Source organism: Saccharibacillus qingshengii (assembly GCF_013185195.1).
GTDB lineage: Bacteria > Bacillota > Bacilli > Paenibacillales > Paenibacillaceae > Saccharibacillus > Saccharibacillus qingshengii.
Genome location: NZ_JAAZWC010000010.1, coordinates 149,388 through 170,165, shown reverse-complemented (window position 1 = coordinate 170,165; position 20,778 = coordinate 149,388). Strand labels below are relative to the sequence as shown.

General features: G+C 58.1%; 19 protein-coding genes. 11 read left to right on the top strand and 8 right to left on the bottom strand.

Features of this window, described 5'->3' with window-relative positions:
* Nucleotides 1-4: 4 nt before the first annotated feature.
* The 3 genes from HRQ60_RS11140 to HRQ60_RS11130 all read left to right on the top strand — a co-directional run bounded on the left by HRQ60_RS11140 (nucleotide 5) and on the right by HRQ60_RS11130 (nucleotide 3,125).
* Nucleotides 5-808 carry a pyruvate, water dikinase regulatory protein gene (locus HRQ60_RS11140; RefSeq protein WP_172195880.1) on the top strand — a complete coding sequence of 268 codons (804 nt, stop codon included), beginning with the start codon at nucleotides 5-7 and terminating at the stop codon, nucleotides 806-808.
* 80 nt (nucleotides 809-888) lie between these two features.
* Nucleotides 889-1,893: a class II fructose-bisphosphatase gene (gene glpX, locus HRQ60_RS11135; RefSeq protein ID WP_172195879.1), complete on the top strand. Its 1,005-nt coding sequence runs from the start codon at nucleotides 889-891 to the stop codon at nucleotides 1,891-1,893.
* Between the two features lie 332 nt (nucleotides 1,894-2,225).
* Nucleotides 2,226-3,125 (top strand): cation diffusion facilitator family transporter, encoded by a 900-nt coding sequence (locus HRQ60_RS11130; protein ID WP_172195878.1) that lies wholly within the window; start codon nucleotides 2,226-2,228, stop codon nucleotides 3,123-3,125.
* 217 nt (nucleotides 3,126-3,342) lie between these two features.
* Here HRQ60_RS11130 and HRQ60_RS11125 read toward each other — a convergent pair whose 3' ends face one another.
* Entirely contained in the window at nucleotides 3,343-4,575 is a 1,233-nt protein-coding gene (locus HRQ60_RS11125; RefSeq protein WP_172195877.1) for an MFS transporter, read from the bottom strand.
* A gap of 182 nt (nucleotides 4,576-4,757) precedes the next feature.
* A complete protein-coding gene (locus HRQ60_RS11120; protein ID WP_172195876.1) occupies nucleotides 4,758-5,363 on the bottom strand; it encodes a TetR/AcrR family transcriptional regulator in 606 nt (201 codons plus the stop codon).
* A 176-nt stretch (nucleotides 5,364-5,539) separates the two neighbouring features.
* Between HRQ60_RS11120 and HRQ60_RS11115 the strand changes: the two genes are divergently transcribed.
* Both HRQ60_RS11115 and HRQ60_RS11110 read left to right on the top strand, forming a co-directional pair.
* Nucleotides 5,540-6,286 carry a spermidine synthase gene (locus HRQ60_RS11115; protein WP_172195875.1) on the top strand — a complete coding sequence of 249 codons (747 nt, stop codon included), beginning with the start codon at nucleotides 5,540-5,542 and terminating at the stop codon, nucleotides 6,284-6,286.
* Nucleotides 6,287-6,300: 14 nt separating this feature from the next.
* Nucleotides 6,301-7,233 (top strand): hypothetical protein, encoded by a 933-nt coding sequence (locus HRQ60_RS11110; RefSeq protein WP_172195874.1) that lies wholly within the window; start codon nucleotides 6,301-6,303, stop codon nucleotides 7,231-7,233.
* A gap of 158 nt (nucleotides 7,234-7,391) precedes the next feature.
* Here HRQ60_RS11110 and HRQ60_RS11105 read toward each other — a convergent pair whose 3' ends face one another.
* The 5 genes from HRQ60_RS11105 to HRQ60_RS11085 all read right to left on the bottom strand — a co-directional run bounded on the left by HRQ60_RS11105 (nucleotide 7,392) and on the right by HRQ60_RS11085 (nucleotide 13,475).
* Nucleotides 7,392-9,329 (bottom strand): TcaA NTF2-like domain-containing protein, encoded by a 1,938-nt coding sequence (locus HRQ60_RS11105; RefSeq protein WP_172195873.1) that lies wholly within the window; start codon nucleotides 9,327-9,329, stop codon nucleotides 7,392-7,394.
* A gap of 30 nt (nucleotides 9,330-9,359) precedes the next feature.
* Complete coding sequence (locus HRQ60_RS11100) at nucleotides 9,360-10,223, bottom strand: hypothetical protein (protein WP_172195872.1); 864 nt, start codon at nucleotides 10,221-10,223, stop codon at nucleotides 9,360-9,362.
* 221 nt (nucleotides 10,224-10,444) lie between these two features.
* A complete protein-coding gene (sstT, locus tag HRQ60_RS11095; protein ID WP_172195871.1) occupies nucleotides 10,445-11,671 on the bottom strand; it encodes a serine/threonine transporter SstT in 1,227 nt (408 codons plus the stop codon).
* 157 nt (nucleotides 11,672-11,828) lie between these two features.
* Nucleotides 11,829-13,184, bottom strand: coding sequence for a PFL family protein (locus tag HRQ60_RS11090; RefSeq protein WP_425501655.1), 1,356 nt, complete (start codon nucleotides 13,182-13,184; stop codon nucleotides 11,829-11,831).
* Nucleotides 13,185-13,205: 21 nt separating this feature from the next.
* Nucleotides 13,206-13,475 (bottom strand): ACT domain-containing protein, encoded by a 270-nt coding sequence (locus HRQ60_RS11085; RefSeq protein WP_246281269.1) that lies wholly within the window; start codon nucleotides 13,473-13,475, stop codon nucleotides 13,206-13,208.
* Between the two features lie 626 nt (nucleotides 13,476-14,101).
* Here HRQ60_RS11085 and HRQ60_RS11080 point away from each other — a divergent pair.
* The gene (locus tag HRQ60_RS11080) at nucleotides 14,102-14,797 is read left to right on the top strand and encodes a hypothetical protein (RefSeq protein WP_172195868.1); all 696 of its coding nucleotides are present in this window, start codon (nucleotides 14,102-14,104) and stop codon (nucleotides 14,795-14,797) included.
* Nucleotides 14,798-14,917: 120 nt separating this feature from the next.
* Here HRQ60_RS11080 and HRQ60_RS11075 read toward each other — a convergent pair whose 3' ends face one another.
* Entirely contained in the window at nucleotides 14,918-15,571 is a 654-nt protein-coding gene (locus tag HRQ60_RS11075; RefSeq protein WP_172195867.1) for a TetR/AcrR family transcriptional regulator, read from the bottom strand.
* A 202-nt stretch (nucleotides 15,572-15,773) separates the two neighbouring features.
* On the opposite strand from HRQ60_RS11075, the gene HRQ60_RS11070 reads away from it, so the two are divergent.
* From HRQ60_RS11070 to rlmD, 5 genes are all read left to right on the top strand, one after another.
* Nucleotides 15,774-16,532 carry an SDR family oxidoreductase gene (locus HRQ60_RS11070; protein ID WP_172195866.1) on the top strand — a complete coding sequence of 253 codons (759 nt, stop codon included), beginning with the start codon at nucleotides 15,774-15,776 and terminating at the stop codon, nucleotides 16,530-16,532.
* Nucleotides 16,533-16,740: 208 nt separating this feature from the next.
* Nucleotides 16,741-17,223 (top strand): DUF2975 domain-containing protein, encoded by a 483-nt coding sequence (locus HRQ60_RS11065; protein WP_172195865.1) that lies wholly within the window; start codon nucleotides 16,741-16,743, stop codon nucleotides 17,221-17,223.
* A gap of 10 nt (nucleotides 17,224-17,233) precedes the next feature.
* On the top strand, nucleotides 17,234-17,458 hold the full coding sequence (locus HRQ60_RS11060) for a helix-turn-helix domain-containing protein (RefSeq protein ID WP_172195864.1): 225 nt from the start codon (nucleotides 17,234-17,236) through the stop codon (nucleotides 17,456-17,458).
* A 197-nt stretch (nucleotides 17,459-17,655) separates the two neighbouring features.
* Complete coding sequence (locus tag HRQ60_RS11055; RefSeq protein WP_172195863.1) at nucleotides 17,656-17,931, top strand: DUF7660 family protein; 276 nt, start codon at nucleotides 17,656-17,658, stop codon at nucleotides 17,929-17,931.
* Between the two features lie 931 nt (nucleotides 17,932-18,862).
* Nucleotides 18,863-20,296 carry a 23S rRNA (uracil(1939)-C(5))-methyltransferase RlmD gene (rlmD, locus tag HRQ60_RS11050; protein WP_246281278.1) on the top strand — a complete coding sequence of 478 codons (1,434 nt, stop codon included), beginning with the start codon at nucleotides 18,863-18,865 and terminating at the stop codon, nucleotides 20,294-20,296.
* Nucleotides 20,297-20,778 lie beyond the last annotated feature (482 nt).

The window sequence follows — 20,778 nt, the reverse complement described above, 5'->3', positions numbered from 1 at the left end:
CACGATGGGACAGGATGCGCCATTCATTACAATCTGCTCGGACTCCGTCGGCGACACGGCGGAAGCCGTCGTCCAGGCGGTTATTCACCAGTTCGAGCACCGGGACGTTTCGATCAAGCGCTATGGCAACGTCCGGCATGAGGACGAGCTGCGCAGGCTGATGGAAGAAGCGGCCGAGCACAAAGGCTTTGTGGCCTATACGCTGGTTCAACCGGAACTGCGCGAGACGATCCGGGAAGAAGCGGTCCGGCTGGACGTACGCATCGTCGATATTATGGGGCCCATGATGCAGGCGTTTATCGACACCTTCAGCGGAGCGCCGCCGACGCGGCGTCCGGGCGTGCTGCGCCGAATGGACGAGAATTATTTCCGCCGGATGGAAGCGATCGAGTTTACGGTTGCCAGCGACGATGGACGGGATCTCGGCGCGATGCTGGAAGCCGATCTCGTGCTGATGGGCATCTCGCGGACTTCCAAGACGCCGCTGGGTATTTTTCTCGCCCATCGGGGCCGGAAAGTCGTGAATTATCCCGTTGTCCCGGAGATCGCGCCGCCGCAGCAGCTGCTTGCGCTGCCGAGGGAGCGACTGGTCGGTCTGACGATTGCGCCGGAAGCGATGCTCAAGATCCGGTCCGAGCGTCTGAAATCGATGGGTCTGCCGGTCGGTTCGCAGTATGACAGCCTGGAGCGGATCAAGGAAGAGCTGGAGTACGCCGAAGCGCTGTACGCCCGGCTCGGCTGCCTGGTTGTCGATATCACGGACAAAGCGATCGAAGAAACGGCCAGCCTGATTCTGGGCCATTTATAAACATTTATAAAGAAGAATCTATTTTTAAACGCGGGATACGGCTCAAGGCTGCCCGACGAACCGACTGGAGGGAATAGGAAATGGAACGTGAATTGACACTGGAAATTGTACGCGTAACGGAACTGGGTGCGCTGGCGGCGGCAAAGTGGGTAGGCCGGGGAGACAAAAACGCGGCGGACGGTGCGGCCACGACCGCGATTCGTTCGATGTTCGATTCCGTCTCCATCGACGGTACGGTCGTCATCGGCGAAGGTGAAATGGACGACGCTCCGATGCTGTATATCGGCGAGAAAGTCGGCAGCAAAGACGGCCCCGCCGTCGACGTCGCCGTCGATCCGCTCGAAGGCACGGAAGTTGTGGCCGCAGGGCTGCACAACGCGCAGTCGGTTATCGCTATCGCGGAGAAAGGCAGCCTGCTGCATGCTCCCGACATTTACATGGAGAAGCTGGCCTGCGGGCCGGAACTGGCCGGCAAGTTGAGCCTGAACGATCCGGTCGAACTGACGCTGCAAAAAGCCGCGCATTATACCGGCCGCGCTTTGTCGGACTTGACCGTCATGGTGCTCGAGCGCGAGCGCCATGCCGATCTGATCGCCCGCCTGCGCGGCGCCGGCGTTCGGATCAAGCTGCTCGGCCACGGCGATGTGGCCGGCGCGATCGCGGCCGCGCTGCCGGACAGCGGCGTGGACTTGTACCTGGGCTCCGGCGGCGCGCCGGAAGGCGTGCTGGCCGCCGCAGCCATGCGCTGCCTCGGCGGCGACATGCAGGGCCGTCTGCTGCCGGACGGACCGCTTGAAGAGCAGCGCTGCGTCTCGATGGGGATCGAAGATCCGTCCCGCGTCCTGACGCTGACGGATATGGCGGGCACGGGCGATGTGCTGTTCGCGGCTACCGGGGTGACAAGCGGCGAGTTCCTCGACGGCGTTCGTCTGATCGGCAAAGACCGCGCCGAGACGCATTCCGTCATCATGCGCGCCAGCAGCCGGACGGTGCGTTATATCCGCAGCATGCATTATCTGCCGCTCAAGCAGTTCCCGGCCGGATTGGCCGAACTGCCCGAGATCGGCCGGGCCGCTTCGCTGTAACGTTCCGCTGCCTCTTGCAGGATTCAAGAGCGGCCGCATATCCCCTTCGTCCGCGGGGCTCCGCTTCGTGCGAAGCTCCGTCAAGCCGCCCGCGCGGCATCTCTGTGGTCGACTTTATAACCCCGCATTCCGATGCGGGGTTTTTCTTTTGGGATGAACCGAGGTATCGCTCCTTGCATCGTTGCCCAGAGTCAACAAAGTTTGGCCGCTAACAGACTATTAGACCGGGCTTACAACGTTCCCCCGCGGCTATAATGTTTCTCTAGACCCACTGCAAACCGGCTTGTTATGATGGAACAGGTTCAGGAGAAGCGGGTTTGGAGGCTGTGCGCATGGTAGATGTATACGAGAAAATCAAAGAAGGCGAGCGGGGAGCCTGGGTCAGTATTTTTGCTTATCTGATTCTGGCCGCACTCAAGCTGTCGATCGGCTATCTGTTTCTGTCCAGCGCGCTTCAGGCGGACGGATTAAATAATCTGACGGATATCGTGGCTTCGGTTGCGGTGCTGATCGGACTCAAGATTTCGCGCAAGCCGCCGGATGCCGACCATGCGTACGGCCATTTTCGCGCGGAAACGGTAGCGGCGCTGATTGCGTCGGTCATCATGGTTCTGGTCGGATTCGAAGTGCTGCTCGGCGCGGCCCGAACACTGACAGCCGGAAGCGGCGAAGCGCCGCAGGCCTGGGTGGCCGCCGTAGCCTTGGTGTGCGCGATTGCGATGTACGGCGTCTACCGGTATAACCGGGACCTGTCGCTCAAGACGGGCAGTCAGGCCTTGATGGCGGCGTCCAAAGACAATCTGTCGGATGCGCTGGTCAGTCTCGGAGCGGCGATCGGGATTCTCGGTTCGCAGCTCGGCATGCCGTGGCTGGATGTCGTGACGGCGTTTGTCGTTGGCCTCATCATCTGCAAGACGGCCTGGGAGATTCTGCGCGATTCGCTGCACCGCCTTACCGACGGCTTCGACGAGAACGAACTGGCCGAGATTCGAGGCACGATCGAAGCGGTGAGCGGCGTGGAAGAAGTCCGCGAAGTCAAAGCGCGTGTCAACGGCAGCCAGACCGTATTGGACGTTGTCGTCGAAGTCCCCCGCGATCTCAGCCTGGTCGAAGGGCACGATATTGCCGACCGGATCGAAGCGGAGATGAAAGACAAACACGAGATTAATTTTGTCAGCGTGCACGTCGAGCCTATGGATCGGCGCACCGACAGAGGAGATCTCGGCGAATGAGGGCTTCTCCATTGCCGTGGGATTCTTGTTGGGCAGCCGTTTGGCGGTGCCAGGTGGCACGATATAGCAAAAGGCTTCCGATTCCCCGCCGGGTTGGCAGGGGATCGGAAGCCTTTTTGCTTGGAAAAGCGGGGCAGCCCGCCGTCATTCATGGCAGACCCGGCGCCGCAATCGGACCGGGTGCTGCCTGCGATCCGTCTTGACCGGCTGCCGGGTCTTAGACGTTCTCGACCGATTTGACTCCGCTCAACCGTTCGGCCCGTCTGCGGTCGCTTCGTCCGACGTACAGGACGAGCAGGAAGCAGAGGAAGAGCACGATCGCGGCGGAGGCGTACGGATAATTGATATTCACATCGAACAGCGTACCGGCTACGATCGGTCCGGCAATATTGCCGAGACTGCTGTAAGAGGAATTCAATCCGGCGGCGAATCCCTGCTGATCGCCTGCCCTGCGCGAGATCTGCGTGCCGATCGCCGGACGTAGGATATCGATTGCCAGGAATACGATAAAGGTCACGGTAACGATCAGCCAGTACTGATGCACGAACAAGGTCAGCAGCACGAACAGCGAAGCGGCAGCCAGACACAGCGAGATAACGAGCTGTTCGCCGAAACGGTTCAGCAGCCAGCCAAAAGCCGTGGCCTGGACCACTGCCCCGGCAATCGAACCGAAGGTAATGATAATGGCGATGTCACGCGCGGTGAAGCCGAACTTCTGGTCGACGAACAGTCCGAATACGGTCTCGTAGTTGGCAAGTCCGAAAGCGCTGACGAACACGATGACAAGACTCAGGAAATAAGGCGTCCGGTAGGAAGTCAGAAGCTGCTTGAGCATGCTGTCGCGCGGACCGGCCGAAGAAGCGGCAATCTCGGCGCGGCGCTCCGTACTAAGCGACTCGGGAAGCACCAGCAGGGTGACCACGCCGGAGATCAGAGCGGCAATACCGGCGGCGAAGAACGGAACGCGAATCCCGAATTCGACCAGAAATCCGCCGATGCCCGGGCCGATAATAAAGCCGGTCGTGATCGCGGCGTTGATGAAGCCCATGCCTTTGGCGCGTTCTTCATCCGAGGTGATATCGGCCGTGTAGGCCATAACTGCGGGCATAATCAAGGCCGCGCCCACGCCGCCGAGAATACGCGAGACGAACAGCAGCCACGGCGCATTCGCCATGCCGAACAGGAATTCCGATATGGCGAAGATCAGCATACCGGCGATAATGACTTTTTTGCGGCCCAATTTGTCGGACAGGCGTCCGGCCATAGGCGAGCAGATCAGCTGGGACACCGAGAAGGTGGCGACCAGCAGTCCCACGATACTTCCGCCGATATGGAGGGTGTTCATGTAGGTCGGCATGATCGGCACGACAAGCCCGATTCCGGTAAAGACGAGGAAAATATTGAACATGAGCAGCAGCAGGGCGGCCCGGTTGCGAAGCATCAAAGACATGAGAAAGGTTCCTCCGTATTCATTGTGTGGGTGATGCAGGGGTAATCAAGTTAAAAATTTGAAAGACTGAACGTTCGGTCTGTAAAAAAGCGGGCAGCTGCCAACGGTGGATTCGATAGGCTCGCGCGCCCGACTCCGATCCGTCGACTCAAGCCGCAGCTGCCCGGCCGAGCCTCGCCGCGCTAGGTATGCGGAGCCTTGGCCAGACCGTTCAGCAGAACATCCACGGCGAGGCGGTACGTACTCAGCGCTTCATCGATGTTCGAATTCGAGCGCCGCGAGAGGCGGCTGAGTCCGATGACGAGTCCTTCGAGCACGATCGCAAGCTGCTTGGCGTCGCCGGCTCTGAATTCGCCGCTGTCCATGCCCGACTGGATCAGCTCCTGGTTGAAGCGCAGATGGTCGGCCGTCATGACGGACAGTTTCTCTATGATGTCGCTCTCGAACTCTCCGCCAAAAAACTCGTCCGCCGCCTGGGTCAGCGGATGGTTGAGATCTTCGATGACGAGCAGCTCGGCGAAGCCGTGCATTTTCTCGGCGGCGCTGCCGTACAGATGCTGCTTGTCCCGCCATTTATCGAACCAGTCCCGATCCCACTCGTCGAGCAGGTAGAGGAACAGACCTTCTTTGCTTTTGAAATGGTAATAAATATTGCCTTTGCTGCTTCCCGTCGCGGCGGTGATATCTTCGATCGAAGTCGCTTTATACCCTTTTTGCACAAAAAGATGCCGGGCCGCTTCGGCGATGCGTTTGCGTGTCTGCTCGCTCTGAAGCTGTTTTTTATTCAAATCCGCTAACCTCCGTTTACTGAACTTTCGTTCAGTATCTTATCATATCCGCTTCGGATTTGGCAATGGCCCGAACACCCGGAGTTTTGCCGAACCGCCGCTTTTTTTCTATAATGGACAGAATGGACGGCCGGCTGCGGCAGGTCAACGAGCGATTCAACAGGAGGGTAACGGGAATGAAGCTGCTGCACCGCGAACAAGACAAGGGAAGCGTGATTACGGTCCGCGAGACGGAAGAGTTGTATGGGGAACAAGGCCGCTTCCGCGTGCTGGAGTTCGCCAACGGAGACGCGCAGGGGGCGCTGGATCTGAACGACCCGGGGCGGATTGTGCTTGAATACCCGCGCGCGATCGTGCATCTGATGGAGCATAACGACCCTTCGTTTGAGCGGGCGTTCGTGATTGGGCACGGGATCGGCACGATCTCGCGGCATTTTGCGGACAAGGCGATTCGCACGGCGGAGATCAGCGGGAAGATTATCCAGCTGAGCCGCCTGTATTTCGGATACGACGGACAAGCGGAGGTCGGCGACGGACGCGATCTGCTCTCGCGGGAACCGGACGGCCTGCTGGATTATGTCGTGCTGGATGCCTTTACGGAAAAAGGCGTGCCGTGGCATCTGTTTACGCGGGAATGCTTCCAAACGGCGGCGGACAAACTGGATGAGCACGGCGCGATTCTGATCAACATGTTCGGCCGGGGACGGCGCGATGTGCATACCGAAGCGGTCTGGGCGACGCTTGCGGACGTGTTTCCCCATAGGAGGGGATTCGCGCTGCCGCAGGAAGATCCGCGCGATCCGATGAACCGGATTCTGGTCGGATCGAAACGGCCGATCGAAGCCAAAATGCGGCAGATGGCAGGTTTTGTCGAAGACGAACCGGAGCGCGGGACGATACTGGATGACGATATGTTCGGCTGAAAGGAGGAGTAACCGTGACGAGGAAGCGCGAGAACCTTGGACATGCGGGCAGGCAGATCGCAAGACTCGAGTTGCACGATCCCGAATGGAGGCTTCTCATTACGGCTTATGGAGGCGGGGGCGAGGCGGCCGAGGAACTTGGACGCATGGAAGCGGCGAAGGACGACGCTGAACTGCGGCAGGAGCTGTTCGGACTGCTGCTGCATCAAGAGACGATCTATACCGCTGCTCTCGCTGCGCTGCCCCATCTGGCGAATCTGGCGGAGAAAGCGGAAGAGCGGGAGACGCTGACCGACCTGTACATCACCTGCGGGTGGATGGAAGCGGCGAGAGAAGCGGGAGCCGATCTTAGGGACATCGCGTCTTCCGGGGAGTTTCGCAGAGAGCGGCAGTCGGAACTTGCGGCGGATACCGTGCAGCGGATCGCGGAGGGATACCTGGACGGACTTGGGCGACTAAGCCGATTGTACGGGCGAATAGTCGATCTCGCAGCCGCGGATTTGGAGATAAGCCGGCAGGAGGGGGAGGACGCCGACTCCGTTTATCTTCTGGCCGCCTATGCGGCTTATGCCGGGAACCGCGCCGCGGCCAGGCTGTTGTTCGCTTATCCGGAAGGCGACGAATACATGGGCACCTGCCCGAACTGCGAAGCGGATTGGTATCTGTGGCCGAAGGAGGATTCGCCCGGAGCCTATGTCGTCTACGGATCGGATCCGGTAACGGAAGCACAGACGGACGCTTCCCCGTCAGCCGTGCTTCCGGCGACAGATTCCGCCCTCCGCTGGGAACTGCGTACGCTGGAGCGCGAAGCGCGGCGGTGCGGGTCACTTCGGTTGGCGGCCGCGATTCCTGCGCTGGACGGCCGAACCTTTTGTCCATCCTGCGGACATGAAGGTTCGGTATGGGAAGCGCTGCAGGCCGGCCTAGGCTGTAGGAAGTCGGAATAAGCGGCGCTGCGGGCAGAACCAACGGAACCAACGGAAAAAGCGGGAAACCAAAAAGCCTTTCCCCTCGGCAGGAGGGGAAAGGCTTTTGCCGGTTATGGACACGCTGCCTGGATCGACCGACCTTGCGGCCGGAAAGGATGGCGGTGCCGAACTTCGGATTATTCGATTTCTTTGGTGCTGACCAGCTTGTGGGCTTTGAGCATGCCGTCGATCACGCTCAGCGTGTAGACGGAATTATAACTTCTTGCCTTGCCTTTCATGTCCTTGTTGTAGATGATGTACGATTCCCGTGTGTTCACGGTGTAGGTCGAATCGCCGTTGTCTTTGAAGCCGGTGACAACCGCGTTCTCGAAGCTTTCCGTAATGCCTTTCGATTCCAGGTACGGAATGTAATCCGACGACTCTTTGGCAGCCGGACCGTCCGGATCCATATAGGGCGCGGCATAACTGAAATCCCTGGAATTGATGGCTTCGACGGAAGCGCTCAGGTAATCGACCATGAACGACTGGGCCTCATCCTGCGTAAACGCGGCGGAGCCGGAAGCGGCTGCGTCTGCGGCTTCGCTGCCTTCGTCCGTGAGAGCGGCTTCTTCCGAAGCTTTTTGGGCTGCGGCATACAAAGCGGTGCTTTCTTTTTTGAATTCGGCATTTTCCCGCGTGATATCGGCATCCGATTGCTCGACATAAGCCGAGTCGTAACCTGTGATCCACCAGGTTTCTTTGCCGCTTTGCGGAGCGATTTCAAGACGGAACGCCATATCCTGTTCTTCTTCCGAATAATTGGCGTCCACATAGGTATAACTGATATCTGCGGTCAGATAGTCTTTTTCGAAACGAATAGTGGACGGGTTGACGACGACTTTGTTCAAGGCGAAGCGGCTGTCCGGACTATTTTCTATCGCCCAGGTCAGATACTCGGCGAATGTTCCCTGCGGATCGTAACCGGTCAGCAGATTTGCACGGCCAGCGTTCGTGGCTTTGGCCCAACTCTCCAGCGTTTTATACGCCAGATCGGCCACTTTCTCCGAAGCGGTCTGCTGCAAAAGGCCTGCGATTTCATAATCCGTGTCCTGCGCGGTATCCACAGTCGTTTTGCCGCTTAGGGAAGCGCCGTAAGCGTCGGTGGATGCGGTCAGTTCGACCTTTTGCGGAACCGGGCGGAACGTAGAGTATTCGCCTGGCGTTCCGGTTACTTCCTTACCGTTCAAAGTCACTTTCGTCTCGACGGAAGGGAAACGCAGTGTCAGGGCATTTGTCTTGGACACGTCGAAGACGACATCGGCAGGCTGCGGGTACTGGTAAGCTTCTACCCATCCGTCGTAAGCGCGGCTGCCGTAAGCACCGGTCAAAGCGCCCGTATAAGCATAGGAAGACGGCCAGAGATTCTCAAGCAGCCCATTGTCCGACTTCAGATTGCCGATCTGGATCGAGCTCGTGACGCCTTCGGCCGAATCGGAGCTTCGGGCGGAGAGACCGACCGGAATAACATGGGCGCTCCAGCGGCTGCCTCGCCAAGAACGTTCTTCGGCAAAAGTAATCCAGTAAGGCGCGAGAGCGGCATCCGATTTCTCGAGTTCCTGTCTGAGCCGGCTGCCGAACGAACCGTCGTCCCCGGAGGTTTCGGTCGTCTCCGCCAGCTGGATCGCATTCAAAATGCCTTCTTTGTACGTTCTGCGTACGTCTTCGTCTTCGAGGGAAGTCTTGAAAGCCTGGAGGCGTTCTTCATCCAGAAGCGGTGAATCCGAATCGTCCAGGTAAGAGGCCAGGGCTGCCGGATCCTGCGCATCGACGGCCGCATTGAGCTTCTTGGCCAGCTCGTCGGGCGTGGACGGTCCGTAGGTCATGCGCAGAATCAGGAAAGCCGCGGCGAGCAGCAGTACGGCTCCGCCGATGCTGCCTGCCCAAATTTTATTCTTTTTGGACAGGGGACGCTTCGGCTTGGCGGGCACAGCCTGCATGCTCTCGTCCGAAGCGCTTATAAAAGGCGCAGGGCTGGCCGGAGCGGCTTGAGCGGAGGACGCTTCGAGCGGCGCTCCGCATTTCTCGCAAAATTTCCAACCGGGATTGGCTTGGGTTCCACATTTTTGACAGTACATGGATCGATCATTCCTTTCCTTGAATTAAAGTTACAGGAAGTCGCCCAAAGTCGATCCCAGCAGATTTTCGATTCCGGCCTGAACCTGGAGATTGAACGTGATTGCAATCGCGGCCACCATGACCAAAGCGAACAAAGCGACCATAGGCAGCATCCGTTCGGAGGAGACGCGGAACAGTTGAACGGAAGCGAGCAGGGTGAGCGCCCATGCGGACAGCAGGGCAACGATCAGCAGCAGCAGTCCCAGACGGAGCGAGACGAACATCATCAGGGCGCAGGCCAGGAAACCGGCACCGATTGCCAGTTGGACCGAACCGAGTTTGGCCAACGCTTCTTTGCCGGATATTTTGTTCGTGCCGAGCCAACTGCCGAGCCCCAGGGCTCCGACGATCAAAGCGATCAGGGAAACGAGGCCGATGACGAACAGCGGACTCAAAATGGCGAACTGCTTACTGATTTCGCTGTAGCCGTCCCGCCATTCGGAGCTCGAACCGCCGCCCGACATTTCGAACAGCGTGTGCAGCAGGTTGCGCTTGAAGGACCAGGCCCAGAGCATGTACCCGATCAGCGAAGCGGCGAGTCCCATCAGACCGTAGCGCAGATCCGTTTCGCCGCGCAGCTGCAGAGCCGACATCGGATTTTTGAGCAGGCCGAGCAGCGTGCCTTTTTCGAACTTGGACAATTCGCCTTTGACCAGGGTGCCGTAGTCTTTGGCGGTACTGCCGGCCGAAGACGGGGGCGTGTGCGCAGGGATCGGTTCCGAAGAAGGAATCGGATTCGGAGCCGGGCTTGGAGATGAAGAAGATGGAAGCCCCGTAGAAGAAGCCGGAGCCGCCGGGCAGACGTGCGTTTCGCCTTCTTTGATTGGATTTCCGCAGTTCGTACAAAATAACATGAATTTTACCCTCCCGTATTAGGTTACATAGACCGGATGAATTTGCCTTTTTTTATGTATTCAGGCACCTTGTTCATATTATCATATGACTTGGTAGGCGGCTAGCGGGTTTTTTATTAAAAACAAATCAAAAAAACGAACAAATTCCGACAGAAAAAAGCCGGAATTTGTTCGTTTGGATAGAAGATGGCGGCGATAGGCCGTATTTCCGTATTGCCTAATTACACGTTCGTCTGAAGTTTCGCTTCTTTGCGCTTGCGCGCCCGGTCGGCCGATGCGGTAAAGAGCACGTCCGAAGAAGAGTTCAGAGCCGTTTCGCAGGAGTCCTGCAGCACGCCGATGATAAAGCCGACGCCGACGACCTGAATCGCGATTTCGTTCGGGATGCCGAACAAACTGCAGGCCAGCGGGATCAGCAGCAGGGATCCCCCGGGGACGCCCGATGCGCCTGCGGCGGCCACCGCGGACAGAACGCTGAGCAGCAGCGCCGTGCCGAAATCGACGGGAATTCCGAGCGTATGCACCGCGGCAAGCGTGAGCACGGAGATCGTGATCGCCGCGCCCGCCATATTGACCGTAGCGCCGAGCGGAATCGAAACGGAATAGGTTTCTTTGTCCAGTCCCAGTTTCTCGGCCAGTTTCATATTCACCGGAATATTGGCGGCGGAGCTGCGGGTGAAGAAGGCCGTGATTCCGCTCTCTCTCAGACAGCGGAGTACGAGGGGATACGGATTGCTGCGGATCGTCGCATACACGATCAGCGGATTGACGACCAGCGCCATAAACAGCATGCAGCCGATCAGTACGGCGAGCAGCCTACCGTAATCGGCCAGCGATTCCAGACCGTTCTCGGTGATCGAAGAGAACACCAGGCCCAGAATGCCGAATGGAGCCAGGTTGATGATCCAGCCGACGATACGTGTCAGCGCATCGGACAGGCTTTCGATGACATCCTTGACGCCTTCCCGCGAATGGCGGAGCGCCGCGCCGAGCAGTACCGCCCAAGCGAGAATCCCGATATAGTTCGCGTTAATCAAAGCGTTGACCGGATTGTCGACCAGGTTAAGCAGCAGAGTCCGGAGGACCTCCGTGATGCCTTGGGGCGGAGTAAGTCCTTCGGTCGCTTCGACGAGGGACAATCGGACCGGAAACAGGAAGCTGATGGCGACGGCCGTCAGTCCCGCCAGGAACGTCCCGGTCAGATACAACACAATAATGGACTTCATATTGGTTCGTTGACCCTGGCGATGCCGCGATATAGCGGCCGTGACCAGAAGAAGAACCAGAATCGGAGCGATGCCTTTGAGTGCCCCGACAAACAGGGAGCCCAGCAGCGAGATCCATTTGGCGCCCGGGAACACCAGAGCGAGCAGGATGCCGATCGCCAGACCGATCAGGATACGTTTTACCAGACTGATTCGATTCCATGTTGAGTACAAGCTGCGCATAAGTTCCCTCCGCTATCGAATAATGCCATGCCCCGTCTTTTTTTCGGTTCGTTCCGAAAGAGAGCGAGTTATAGATTTCATAGTTTAACACGGAAAAGCGGTGGTGTCTGTATGCAAAAACGTTTCGACTGAAAAAAAGAAGGTCTGCTGCCTGCGATCAGTTCTTGAAGCTGTGAATCGGAGCCGGTACCCGTCCGCCCCGGTTGATAAACGGCGCACAGTCGAACCGGTTGACCGGCATGACCGGCGCATAACCGAGCAGGCCGCCGAATTCGGCGATTTCGCCTACGCCTTTGCCGATCACGGGAATCAGGCGAACGGCGGTCGTCTTGTTGTTGACCATGCCGATCGCCGCTTCGTCGGCAATGATGCCCGCGATGGTCGAAGCGCTTGTGTCGCCCGGAATCGCGATCATGTCGAGACCGACGGAGCAGACGCAGGTCATGGCTTCCAGCTTCTCGAGCGTCAAGGCTCCGCGCTGGACGGCTTCGATCATCGCCTGGTCTTCGCTAACCGGAATAAACGCGCCGCTGAGACCTCCGACGTACGAAGAAGCCATGACGCCGCCTTTTTTGACATTGTCGTTCAAGATGGCGAGCGCCGCCGTGGTGCCCGGGGCTCCGGCTTCTTCGAGGCCCATCACCCGGAAGATCTCCGCGATCGAATCGCCGACGGCCGGCGTCGGCGCGAGCGACAGATCGATGCTGCCGAACGGTACGTCCAGACGTTTCGCCGCTTCCTGGGCGACCAGTTGGCCGGCGCGCGTGACCTTGAACGCCGTCCGTTTGATCGTCTCGCACAGCGTCTCGAAATCGGCATCCTTTACTTCTTCGAGCGCCCGCTTGACCACGCCCGGCCCGCTGACCCCGACATTGATCTCGCATTCCGGTTCGCCCGGCCCGTGGAAAGCGCCCGCCATAAACGGATTGTCTTCGACCGCGTTGCAGAAGACAACCAGTTTCGAGCAGCCGATCGAATCCCGCTCCGCCGTCAGTTCGGCGGTCTGCCGGATAATTTCGCCCATTTTTTTCACCGCGTCCATATTGATGCCGCTGCGCGACGATCCGATATTGACGGACGAGCAGACGCGTTCGGTAACCGCCAGCGCTTCCGGAATACTGTCGATTAGAATGCGGTCGCTGTTGGTGTAGCCTTTCTGCACAAGGGCGGAGAAGCCGCCGAGGAAGTTGACGCCGACTTCTCGCGCCGCGCGGTCGAGCGTCCGGGCCACTTCGACGTAGCTGCTCGCTTGGACCGGACCGGCCGCAATCGCGATCGGCGTGACGGAGATCCGCTTGTTGATGATCGGAATGCCGAATTGGCGCTCCAGATCTTCGCCCGTTTTGACCAATTTTTCGGCCAGTCGGGTGATTTTGTCATATACGTTTTGATTAAAAATCTTGAGATCCGGGTGTCCGCAGTCCATTAAGCTGATTCCCATGGTAATCGTTCGGACGTCGAGCTTCATTTCGGAAATCATCGTATTCGTTTCTTGTACCTCGAATTTTGAAATCATGTACAGGCGGTCCCCTTTCTAAATCCGGTGCATGCTGTTGAATATGTCTTCGTGCTGCAGCTTGATCTCCACTCCGATTTCGAGCCCCAGCTCATGCAGGTCCGCGATCAGATCTTCGAACGCTTTGGCCGGCTGCGAAATGTCCACGATCATCATCATATTGAAGTAATCCTGAACGATGGTCTGCGAAATATCGAGAATATTCACGTTCTGCTGGGCGAGATAGGTACATACTTTGGCGATAATGCCGACCTGATCTTTGCCGAGTACCGTAATAATGCCTTTCAACGAAAAGCCCCCCTTGTTCAAACGCGCCCAAGCCTGCGGAATGCGGGAAGGATCGAGCATCCGGTGATGCGTCAGCGCGTTAAGTTATGCCCCATTATGTCAGATCGCGGAGCGGGGTTCAAATGGAGATTTTGTGTAGGGAATAAAGAAGAGATCGAAGGGAAGGATCGAAATAAGAGATTAAAAAGAAGAGATTAAAAGAAAAGATCATAAAGAAGAGATCGAAAGAAAAGTGACTTCGCTGCGCGGACTCCTTTTTTTTGCACACAGCTGTGAGGCCATAAAAAAGGAGTCTATTGTTCAGAAAATGTTCATTAGGGGGTGATACTGTGAAAGTGTTGCACCCGGTGGAGCCGCTATACGTTTCTCCGCCGGGCCCCTCAAGGCAGACCATTCCCCGCGATCCATCCTTTCGTTACGGCCGAAGGCATTCGCGTCCCCTTCTCCGCGCGGATGTCTTTTTGCTGTGCGGATTCGAAGATTCTTCCCGGATCGACGATCTTTTTCCGGAAGCTTGCTTGCCAAGATGCGCAGATGCGGGTAATGAGGAGTAGAGCCGCTGCCGCCTGAGCGGGAACCGGCTGATCCGACCCTTCCCCCCATTCCCAGAGAAAGGTGTGACCGCCATGACCCGCGTTTCCCGAGTGCTGCTGCTCGTCGTCTGGCTGGCCTTCATCGTGTACGCGCTGTTTTTTGCGCCCGGAGCGGGCGGTGGGGAAGATCCGTGGCTTCGTTCCCTACTCAGACTGCAGTCCGATGAACCTTCGCTGATGGCCATGTTTACCCTGCTCGGTCTGTTTCCGCTGACGTTTGCCTGCATGCTGCTGCGCCACGATGACCGCAAGGTACCGGCGTGGCCGTTCGTACTGCTGTCTTTCGCATTGGGCGTGTTCGCACTGCTGCCTTATTATATGCTGACTTCGGCGACGCATGCCGGTTCGCACGATCTGCGTCTGCCCGAGAAGCTGCGCCGCACAGCCGAATCGTCGGTCACGCACGCCATTCTGTTCGTATTGACGCTCTCCGTCATGGTCTGGGGACTTGCCCTGGGCGACCTGAACGTATATGCGGAAGCGTTCCGTACGTCGCATTTCGTTCATGTCATGACGATCGATTTCGGTCTGCTGACCCTGCTGTCCGTCTATGCGATCTATACGGGCTCGCGCCGGCGTTCGCTGCCTCAGGCGATGGCGCTGCTCGGCTTGATCCCGATTCTCGGTCTGCTCGTTTACGTCTGGATGACGCGCATGGATGAGAGCGTGTCGCCGTATGTGCCGTCCGAGACCCGCATGAAGAGCCGCCGCCGGGCCAAGAGCGGATAAGCGCAGCCGCTCCCGAGGCGCTGACGGCATCGATCGAATCCGAATTTTCCCTGCTTACGCCGAAACTTTTCCGGTAAAGCGGGGTTTTTGGCATGTCCGGATTCCCTGCACGCCTGCCGCTTACGTATCCGTTTCGCTTCGGTTGGCGCCGCCGGTGCGGTATACGACTTCCGTCGGCAGACTGCGGATATACTCCAGCAGCTGCCCGGCCATATGCTCCGGCGTATAGGCGTAGCCGCTTTTGATCCACTCCAGAATCATGCCCCAGATCGCGTAGGCCTGATACCCGGCGTACAGTTCGCGGTTGATCCGGGGGTTGTCGCCTTGGGCTTCGAGGTCGTGCAGGCTCAGCTCTTTGATGACGCCGCAGATCCGGTCCGCCAGGCCGGGCAGCGCCTGCGATTCGACGATCAGCGTGTAAAAAGCGGCGTGGCGGTGCACATGTTCGAAAATTTTGATGCCCGGCGCGGTCAGTTCTTTTAAGGCAAAAGAATCCGATCGCAGATAGGGTTCCCGGAACGAGGCGATCAGGTCGACCATGGCGTCTTCGACCGTCTCGGCCAGCAGCTGTTCTTTGTCCCGATAATGGTTGTAAAAGGTTCCGCGATTGAGGTCGGCGCCGCTTACCAGATCGGTAATCGAGATTTCCTTGAAGTCGCGTTCGTGCATCAGGGCGATCAGCGTTTCTTTGAGCGCCTGCTTGGACTTGCGAACCCGGCGGTCGGTCTGAGAAAGAGACCCGCTGCCCGCGGAATCCGTAAACCGATTTTTCATCGTTGTGCCTCCTTGATTGTATGGATGCCATCGCGCCCGTCTTCTAATGAACATTTGCCTGCCGGACTGTCCATTAATGTACAAAAGCGCTTTCTTTTACCGATTGTAGGCGCTGTCTATGATTGATTATACTGAATTTGCCGACATTTAATGAACATTTGTTGACGAACGATACTCACACAAGGAAACGGGAGGCCAAACGATGAAACTTCAGGGCAAAACGGCAATCGTAACGGGCGCGGCATCGGGCATGGGACGCAGCATCGCGATCTTGTATGCGGCAGAAGGCGCCAAAGTGGCGGTATCGGATATCAATCTCGAAGCGGCGGAGACGGTTGCGCAGGAGATCAAGGATGCGGGCGGCGAGGCGTTTGCGATCAAAACGAACGTCACTTCCGAAGACGATATCCGGCAGCTGATCGACCATACGGTAGAAAAATACGGCACGCTCGATATCCTGGTCAACAACGCGGGCATCATGGACGGCTTCACGCCGGCAGGCGACCTGACCGATGAGCTGTGGGAGCGCGTCTTCGCGATCAACACGACCGGTCCGATGCGGGCGATCCGCAAAGCGCTGCCGATCTTCCTCGAAAAAGGCCAGGGCGTCATCGTCAACGTCGCTTCGGCGGGCGGATTGAACGGCTCGCGCGCGGGAGCGGCGTACACGGCGTCCAAGCACGCGGTGGTCGGCCTGACCAAAAACGTCGGCTTCCAATACGCGGTCAAAGGCATCCGCTGCAACGCGATCGCTCCGGGCGGCGTGGCGACCAACATCTCCGCGACCATGGGCCAACCGAATGAATTCGGCATGGAGCGCGCCATGATCGGCATGGGCCTCAACCCGCGGATCGGCGAAGCGGACGAGATTGCCAAAGTGGCGCTGTTCCTCGGCTCCGACGATTCGAGCTTCGTCAACGGCGTCACGCTGACGGCGGACGCGGGCTGGACGGCTTACTGAGCTTAAGTTCGCCCACCCTTCCTTTAACAAGCAGGATGCAGGCTAAAAATCTCTTTGATCCGGGCAGGAGCTCCGTACAGGTCTCCTACCGATCAAAGAGGTTTTTTTGCGTAAAACAATATTATTCGATAATTATTTATTTCAAAACGATAAATATTGCGCTAAACTCAAAGCAAATCCAATCCAATTGACAAGTGAGGGAAAGGTTATGCAGCGAGGAATCACACTTTTTCTGAAGGCGGCCGTCATCCTGATCGGACTGCCGATTCTGGCCATTTATATTTTCGTGGTGCCGGAGATCGGGAATTTTGCGGCGGAATTGTATCCGGAGAGTTCTTCGATCCGAATCTGGGTCTGGATCGACCTGTACGCAACGTCCATTCCTTTCTACTGGGCGCTGGTCGAGTCGTTCCGGCTGCTGGTCCATATCGAGCGCAGGCGAGCGTTCTCGGATCTGGCCGTGCAGGCGCTCAAAAAGATCAAGTACTGCGGAATGGGCGTCGGCGGACTGTTTACGCTGGGCATGCCGCTCTTCTACCTGATGGCGGAACGCGACGATGCGCCGGGAATCATCGTAATCGGGATGGTGATCGTATTCGCGTCGCTCGTCATTGCCGTGTTTGCGGCGGTGCTCCAGAAGCTGCTTCAGGAAGCGATCGCGATCCAGCTTGAAAATGAATTGACGGTCTGAGGTGAAACCTATGGCGATTATTATCAATATCGATGTCATGCTGGCCAAGCGCAAGATGAGCGTCACCGAACTGTCGGAACGGATCGGCATTACGATGGCCAATCTGTCGATTCTCAAAAACGGCAAAGCCAAAGCGGTCCGGCTGTCGACGCTCGAAGCGATCTGCAAAGCGCTCGACTGCCAGCCCGGCGATGTGCTCGAGTACCGGGCGGACATGGACGAAGAAGCGGAATAAGCGAAATAAGCGGAGTAACGATCGGGGCGGCTGCCCCGTTGGATTTCAGCGGCCGAGTTTTTCCTGAAGACAGACAAGTCCCTTTTCGCTCGGTGGCGGAGGGGGCTTTTTTGCGCAATCCTTTTTTTACCTGCAATCCGTACGCCTGCCAGCCGATAAGTGAAGTAGGACAAGCTCAAGTATCAGGAGGGTTAGGGATGAATATTCACGAGGAATTGGCGGCCGTCACGGGACGGGAAAGCTTTATCGAGTTCGTACACCGGCTGACCGGGGATCTGGAACGGAATTCCGAAGATTGGGCGAACCTCACACTGAAAGACTATCTGTCGGGGATCGCTTCCTGGGTCGAAGACGGCGCGCACGGGCAGGAGGAGTCGGAGACCGGGGCGCCGGGATCGTCCGCAGCGCGCCGTTCGGAAGTGGAATGGGAGCGCTTGGCGTTTCTGCTGTTCGCGGCGGGACGTTACGAGTAGGCAAAACGGCGGCCGGGGATCCGCAAGAGGTACGCGCCGCCGTTGACCGAATAGGGCGCTTGGAGAATCTTTTTCGCAGGAGTACATACGCAAACGAACCGGACTTTCTCGGAAGGCGGGCAGCTTGGAGTTTGCGCATGTGCGGCGGAAACAGGTTCTTTTTTTGCGGTAAAATGGTATAGTGAACACGGAAACGATGCGGACGGACGTTGGACAAGCGATGCGAGCAGTATCCAATTTTAATATAGATGGAGAGTTAACTATAATGAGCGAAAAAAAAGAAAAATCAACAACCCCAAGCCGTAAGGAACGCAGGATTCTAACGGCCAAAGAAGAGAAGAAAAACAGCGGATCCGGCAAGAAGAAGAAACCGGCAGTCAAACGCAGCGCCAAACCGGAAAGCGCTAGAACGGAAAGTGCCAAACCGGAAAGTGCCAAGAGCGCTTCCGCGGGCAGCCGTCCGGCGCAGGGCGAGCGTACGGAATTGTCCGGCGCACAGCGACGGTTAGCCGGGGGCGCGGGAAGCGCCCGCGGCAGTTCGGCAGGCGGAAGCCGTTCTGCAGGACCGCGTTCGGCCAAGCCGGCGGACTCGGGCCAGCGCCTTACGCCAAGCGAGCGCTACGAGAAGCGTCAAAGCGAGCGGACCGCGGGCGCGCCGGTGACCGGCAGCACATCCGGCAAAGCGTATGCGGGCGACAAAGGCAGAGGTCCGACATCGGGCCAACCGTATGCGGGCGGCAAAGTGAAAGAAGCCCGCAGTGCGGCGCAGCGCGGCGAGAAACCGTCTACGGCAGCGGGCACCCGTCCGGAAGCGAGCGGATTCCGGGGTTCGGCCGGGGCGAGAGTCCAGGGCCTGCCCAAACCGGCGCAGCCGCACAGCGCGGCCGCCGTGCCGGGCAAGAAACCGTACGCAGGCGGGGCATCCAAACCGATGTCCGCTGCGTCGGATGCCGAGCAGGTGAAGTTGGGTGACGTCATCGTCGTCACGATCAAGCGGATCGGGATCAACGGCGAGGGCGTCGGTTACTTCCGCCGCAAAGCGGTATTTATCGACGGCGCGATCACGAACGAAGTGGTCAAAGCGGAAGTGCGGGAGACGCACGAGAAGTTCCTCAAGGCCAAGCTTGTCGAAGTGGAAAAACAATCGCCTGACCGGGTAGAGCCGCCTTGTCCCGTATTCGGGATCTGCGGAGGCTGCCAGATCCAGCATATTTCGTATCCGGGCCAACTGCGCGCCAAGCTTGAAATCGTGCGCGAAGCGTTCAGCCGTTATGCCAATCTGAAAGATCTCAAGATCAAGCCGACGCTTGGCATGGACCGTCCGTGGGACTACCGCAACAAAGCGCAGCTGCAGGTGGAGCGCCGCGACGTGAAGGGTTCCAAGAGCGAGATCGTCGCCGGCCTCTATGAGATCGGCAGCCACGAGATCGTCGATATCAGCGGCTGTCCGATCCAGCATCCGCAGGTCAACCGTGCGATCGACCGCGTGAAGGCCGTGCTCGGCGAGCTGAATACGCCGCTGTCCAAAGGCGACAGCCGCGGCGGTCGCAGCGATATCAAAGACAGCGGCACGCGCAAAGGCGTCCGCACCATCGTGGTACGCAGCGGCTTCCAGTCCGGCGAGATCCAGGTTACGCTCGTCACCGAGACGGCGGATCTTCCGCGTCAGGACGAACTGATCGAGCGCTTGCGCCTCGAACTGCCGGAAATGAGCGGTTTGTCGATCAACGTGAATCCGCTCAAGACGCCGCTGATCTTCGGCGAGCGCATGATCCATCTGTGGGGCAGCGAAGCGATGAACGAATCGCTCGGCGACCTGAACTTTACGCTGTCGCCGCGCGCGTTCTTCCAGCTGAACCCGGAACAGACGATTAAGCTGTATGAGACCGTCCGCGCCGCGGCCGCGCTCACCGGCAAAGAAACCGTCGTCGATGCCTACTGCGGCACCGGCACGATCGGTCTGTGGCTGGCGCCTTACGCCGCCGAAGTTCGCGGCATCGAAGTGCTGCCGGAAGCCGTCGCCGACGCGGCGCGCAACGCCGAGCAGAACGGCCGCGATAACGCGACCTTCTTCGAAGGCGAAGCCGAAGAACTGCTGCCGCGCTGGGCGAAGGACGGCCTGCGTCCGGACGTGATCGTCGCCGATCCTCCGCGGGCCGGCCTGGACCGTAAGTTCCTGGAGACGATTCTGCGCGCGAAGCCGAAGAAATTCGTCTACGTGTCGTGCAACCCGTCCACGCTTGCCAAAGACTGCAAAGTGCTGCTCGACGGCGGCTACGAGATCCAATCGGTACAGCCGGTGGATATGTTCCCGCAGACGAGTCAGGTGGAATGCGTGACGGTGCTGGTGCAGAAAGAAGCGTAAGGAGACTCGATCTTCTTGCGCAGGCACTGACGATCCGGAAGTATAAGCCCAAAAAGGAGCGTCCTCTAATGGACGCTCCTTTTTGGTTCGTTATAAAGTTAATCGTAGAGGGCTGCGGACTGCCAAGCCAAGAGGGCTTCTTCTAAAGGATCCTAATCTTCTAAAGGATCGTATATCCCTTAGAAAGGGATTTTGGGCACTGTCCGGATTTTAACGGATCGCAGCGACACTTAGCCGCCCAAACTCGGCTAAAACGATCGAAAATCACGATTTTTCACGCCTAAGCGCCGCCTCGTTCCGTTAAAAATCGAAAAAGGCCCAATTTCGATTTTAAGAGTCGTGTCGGTCCGTTAAATTTCAGGAAGCAGCCGGCACAGCGGTGTCGATCCGGATGACGAGAGATTACTATGATCCTTCTTTGATCATTCTTCTATAATCCTTCGAGGAACTCTGTTCTCAGGAAAATTCGGGAACGAATTCCC

Coding starts and splice junctions, on each gene's coding strand:
- HRQ60_RS11140 (WP_172195880.1), top strand. CDS start 5: ATGGGACAGGATGCGCCATTCATTACAATCTGCTCGGACTCCGTCGGC.
- glpX (WP_172195879.1), top strand. CDS start 889: ATGGAACGTGAATTGACACTGGAAATTGTACGCGTAACGGAACTGGGT.
- HRQ60_RS11130 (WP_172195878.1), top strand. CDS start 2,226: ATGGTAGATGTATACGAGAAAATCAAAGAAGGCGAGCGGGGAGCCTGG.
- HRQ60_RS11125 (WP_172195877.1), bottom strand. CDS start 4,575: ATGTCTTTGATGCTTCGCAACCGGGCCGCCCTGCTGCTGCTCATGTTC.
- HRQ60_RS11115 (WP_172195875.1), top strand. CDS start 5,540: ATGAAGCTGCTGCACCGCGAACAAGACAAGGGAAGCGTGATTACGGTC.
- HRQ60_RS11105 (WP_172195873.1), bottom strand. CDS start 9,329: ATGTACTGTCAAAAATGTGGAACCCAAGCCAATCCCGGTTGGAAATTT.
- HRQ60_RS11100 (WP_172195872.1), bottom strand. CDS start 10,223: ATGTTATTTTGTACGAACTGCGGAAATCCAATCAAAGAAGGCGAAACG.
- sstT (WP_172195871.1), bottom strand. CDS start 11,671: ATGCGCAGCTTGTACTCAACATGGAATCGAATCAGTCTGGTAAAACGT.
- HRQ60_RS11080 (WP_172195868.1), top strand. CDS start 14,102: ATGACCCGCGTTTCCCGAGTGCTGCTGCTCGTCGTCTGGCTGGCCTTC.
- HRQ60_RS11075 (WP_172195867.1), bottom strand. CDS start 15,571: ATGAAAAATCGGTTTACGGATTCCGCGGGCAGCGGGTCTCTTTCTCAG.
- HRQ60_RS11070 (WP_172195866.1), top strand. CDS start 15,774: ATGAAACTTCAGGGCAAAACGGCAATCGTAACGGGCGCGGCATCGGGC.
- HRQ60_RS11065 (WP_172195865.1), top strand. CDS start 16,741: ATGCAGCGAGGAATCACACTTTTTCTGAAGGCGGCCGTCATCCTGATC.
- HRQ60_RS11060 (WP_172195864.1), top strand. CDS start 17,234: ATGGCGATTATTATCAATATCGATGTCATGCTGGCCAAGCGCAAGATG.
- HRQ60_RS11055 (WP_172195863.1), top strand. CDS start 17,656: ATGAATATTCACGAGGAATTGGCGGCCGTCACGGGACGGGAAAGCTTT.
- rlmD (WP_246281278.1), top strand. CDS start 18,863: ATGTCCGCTGCGTCGGATGCCGAGCAGGTGAAGTTGGGTGACGTCATC.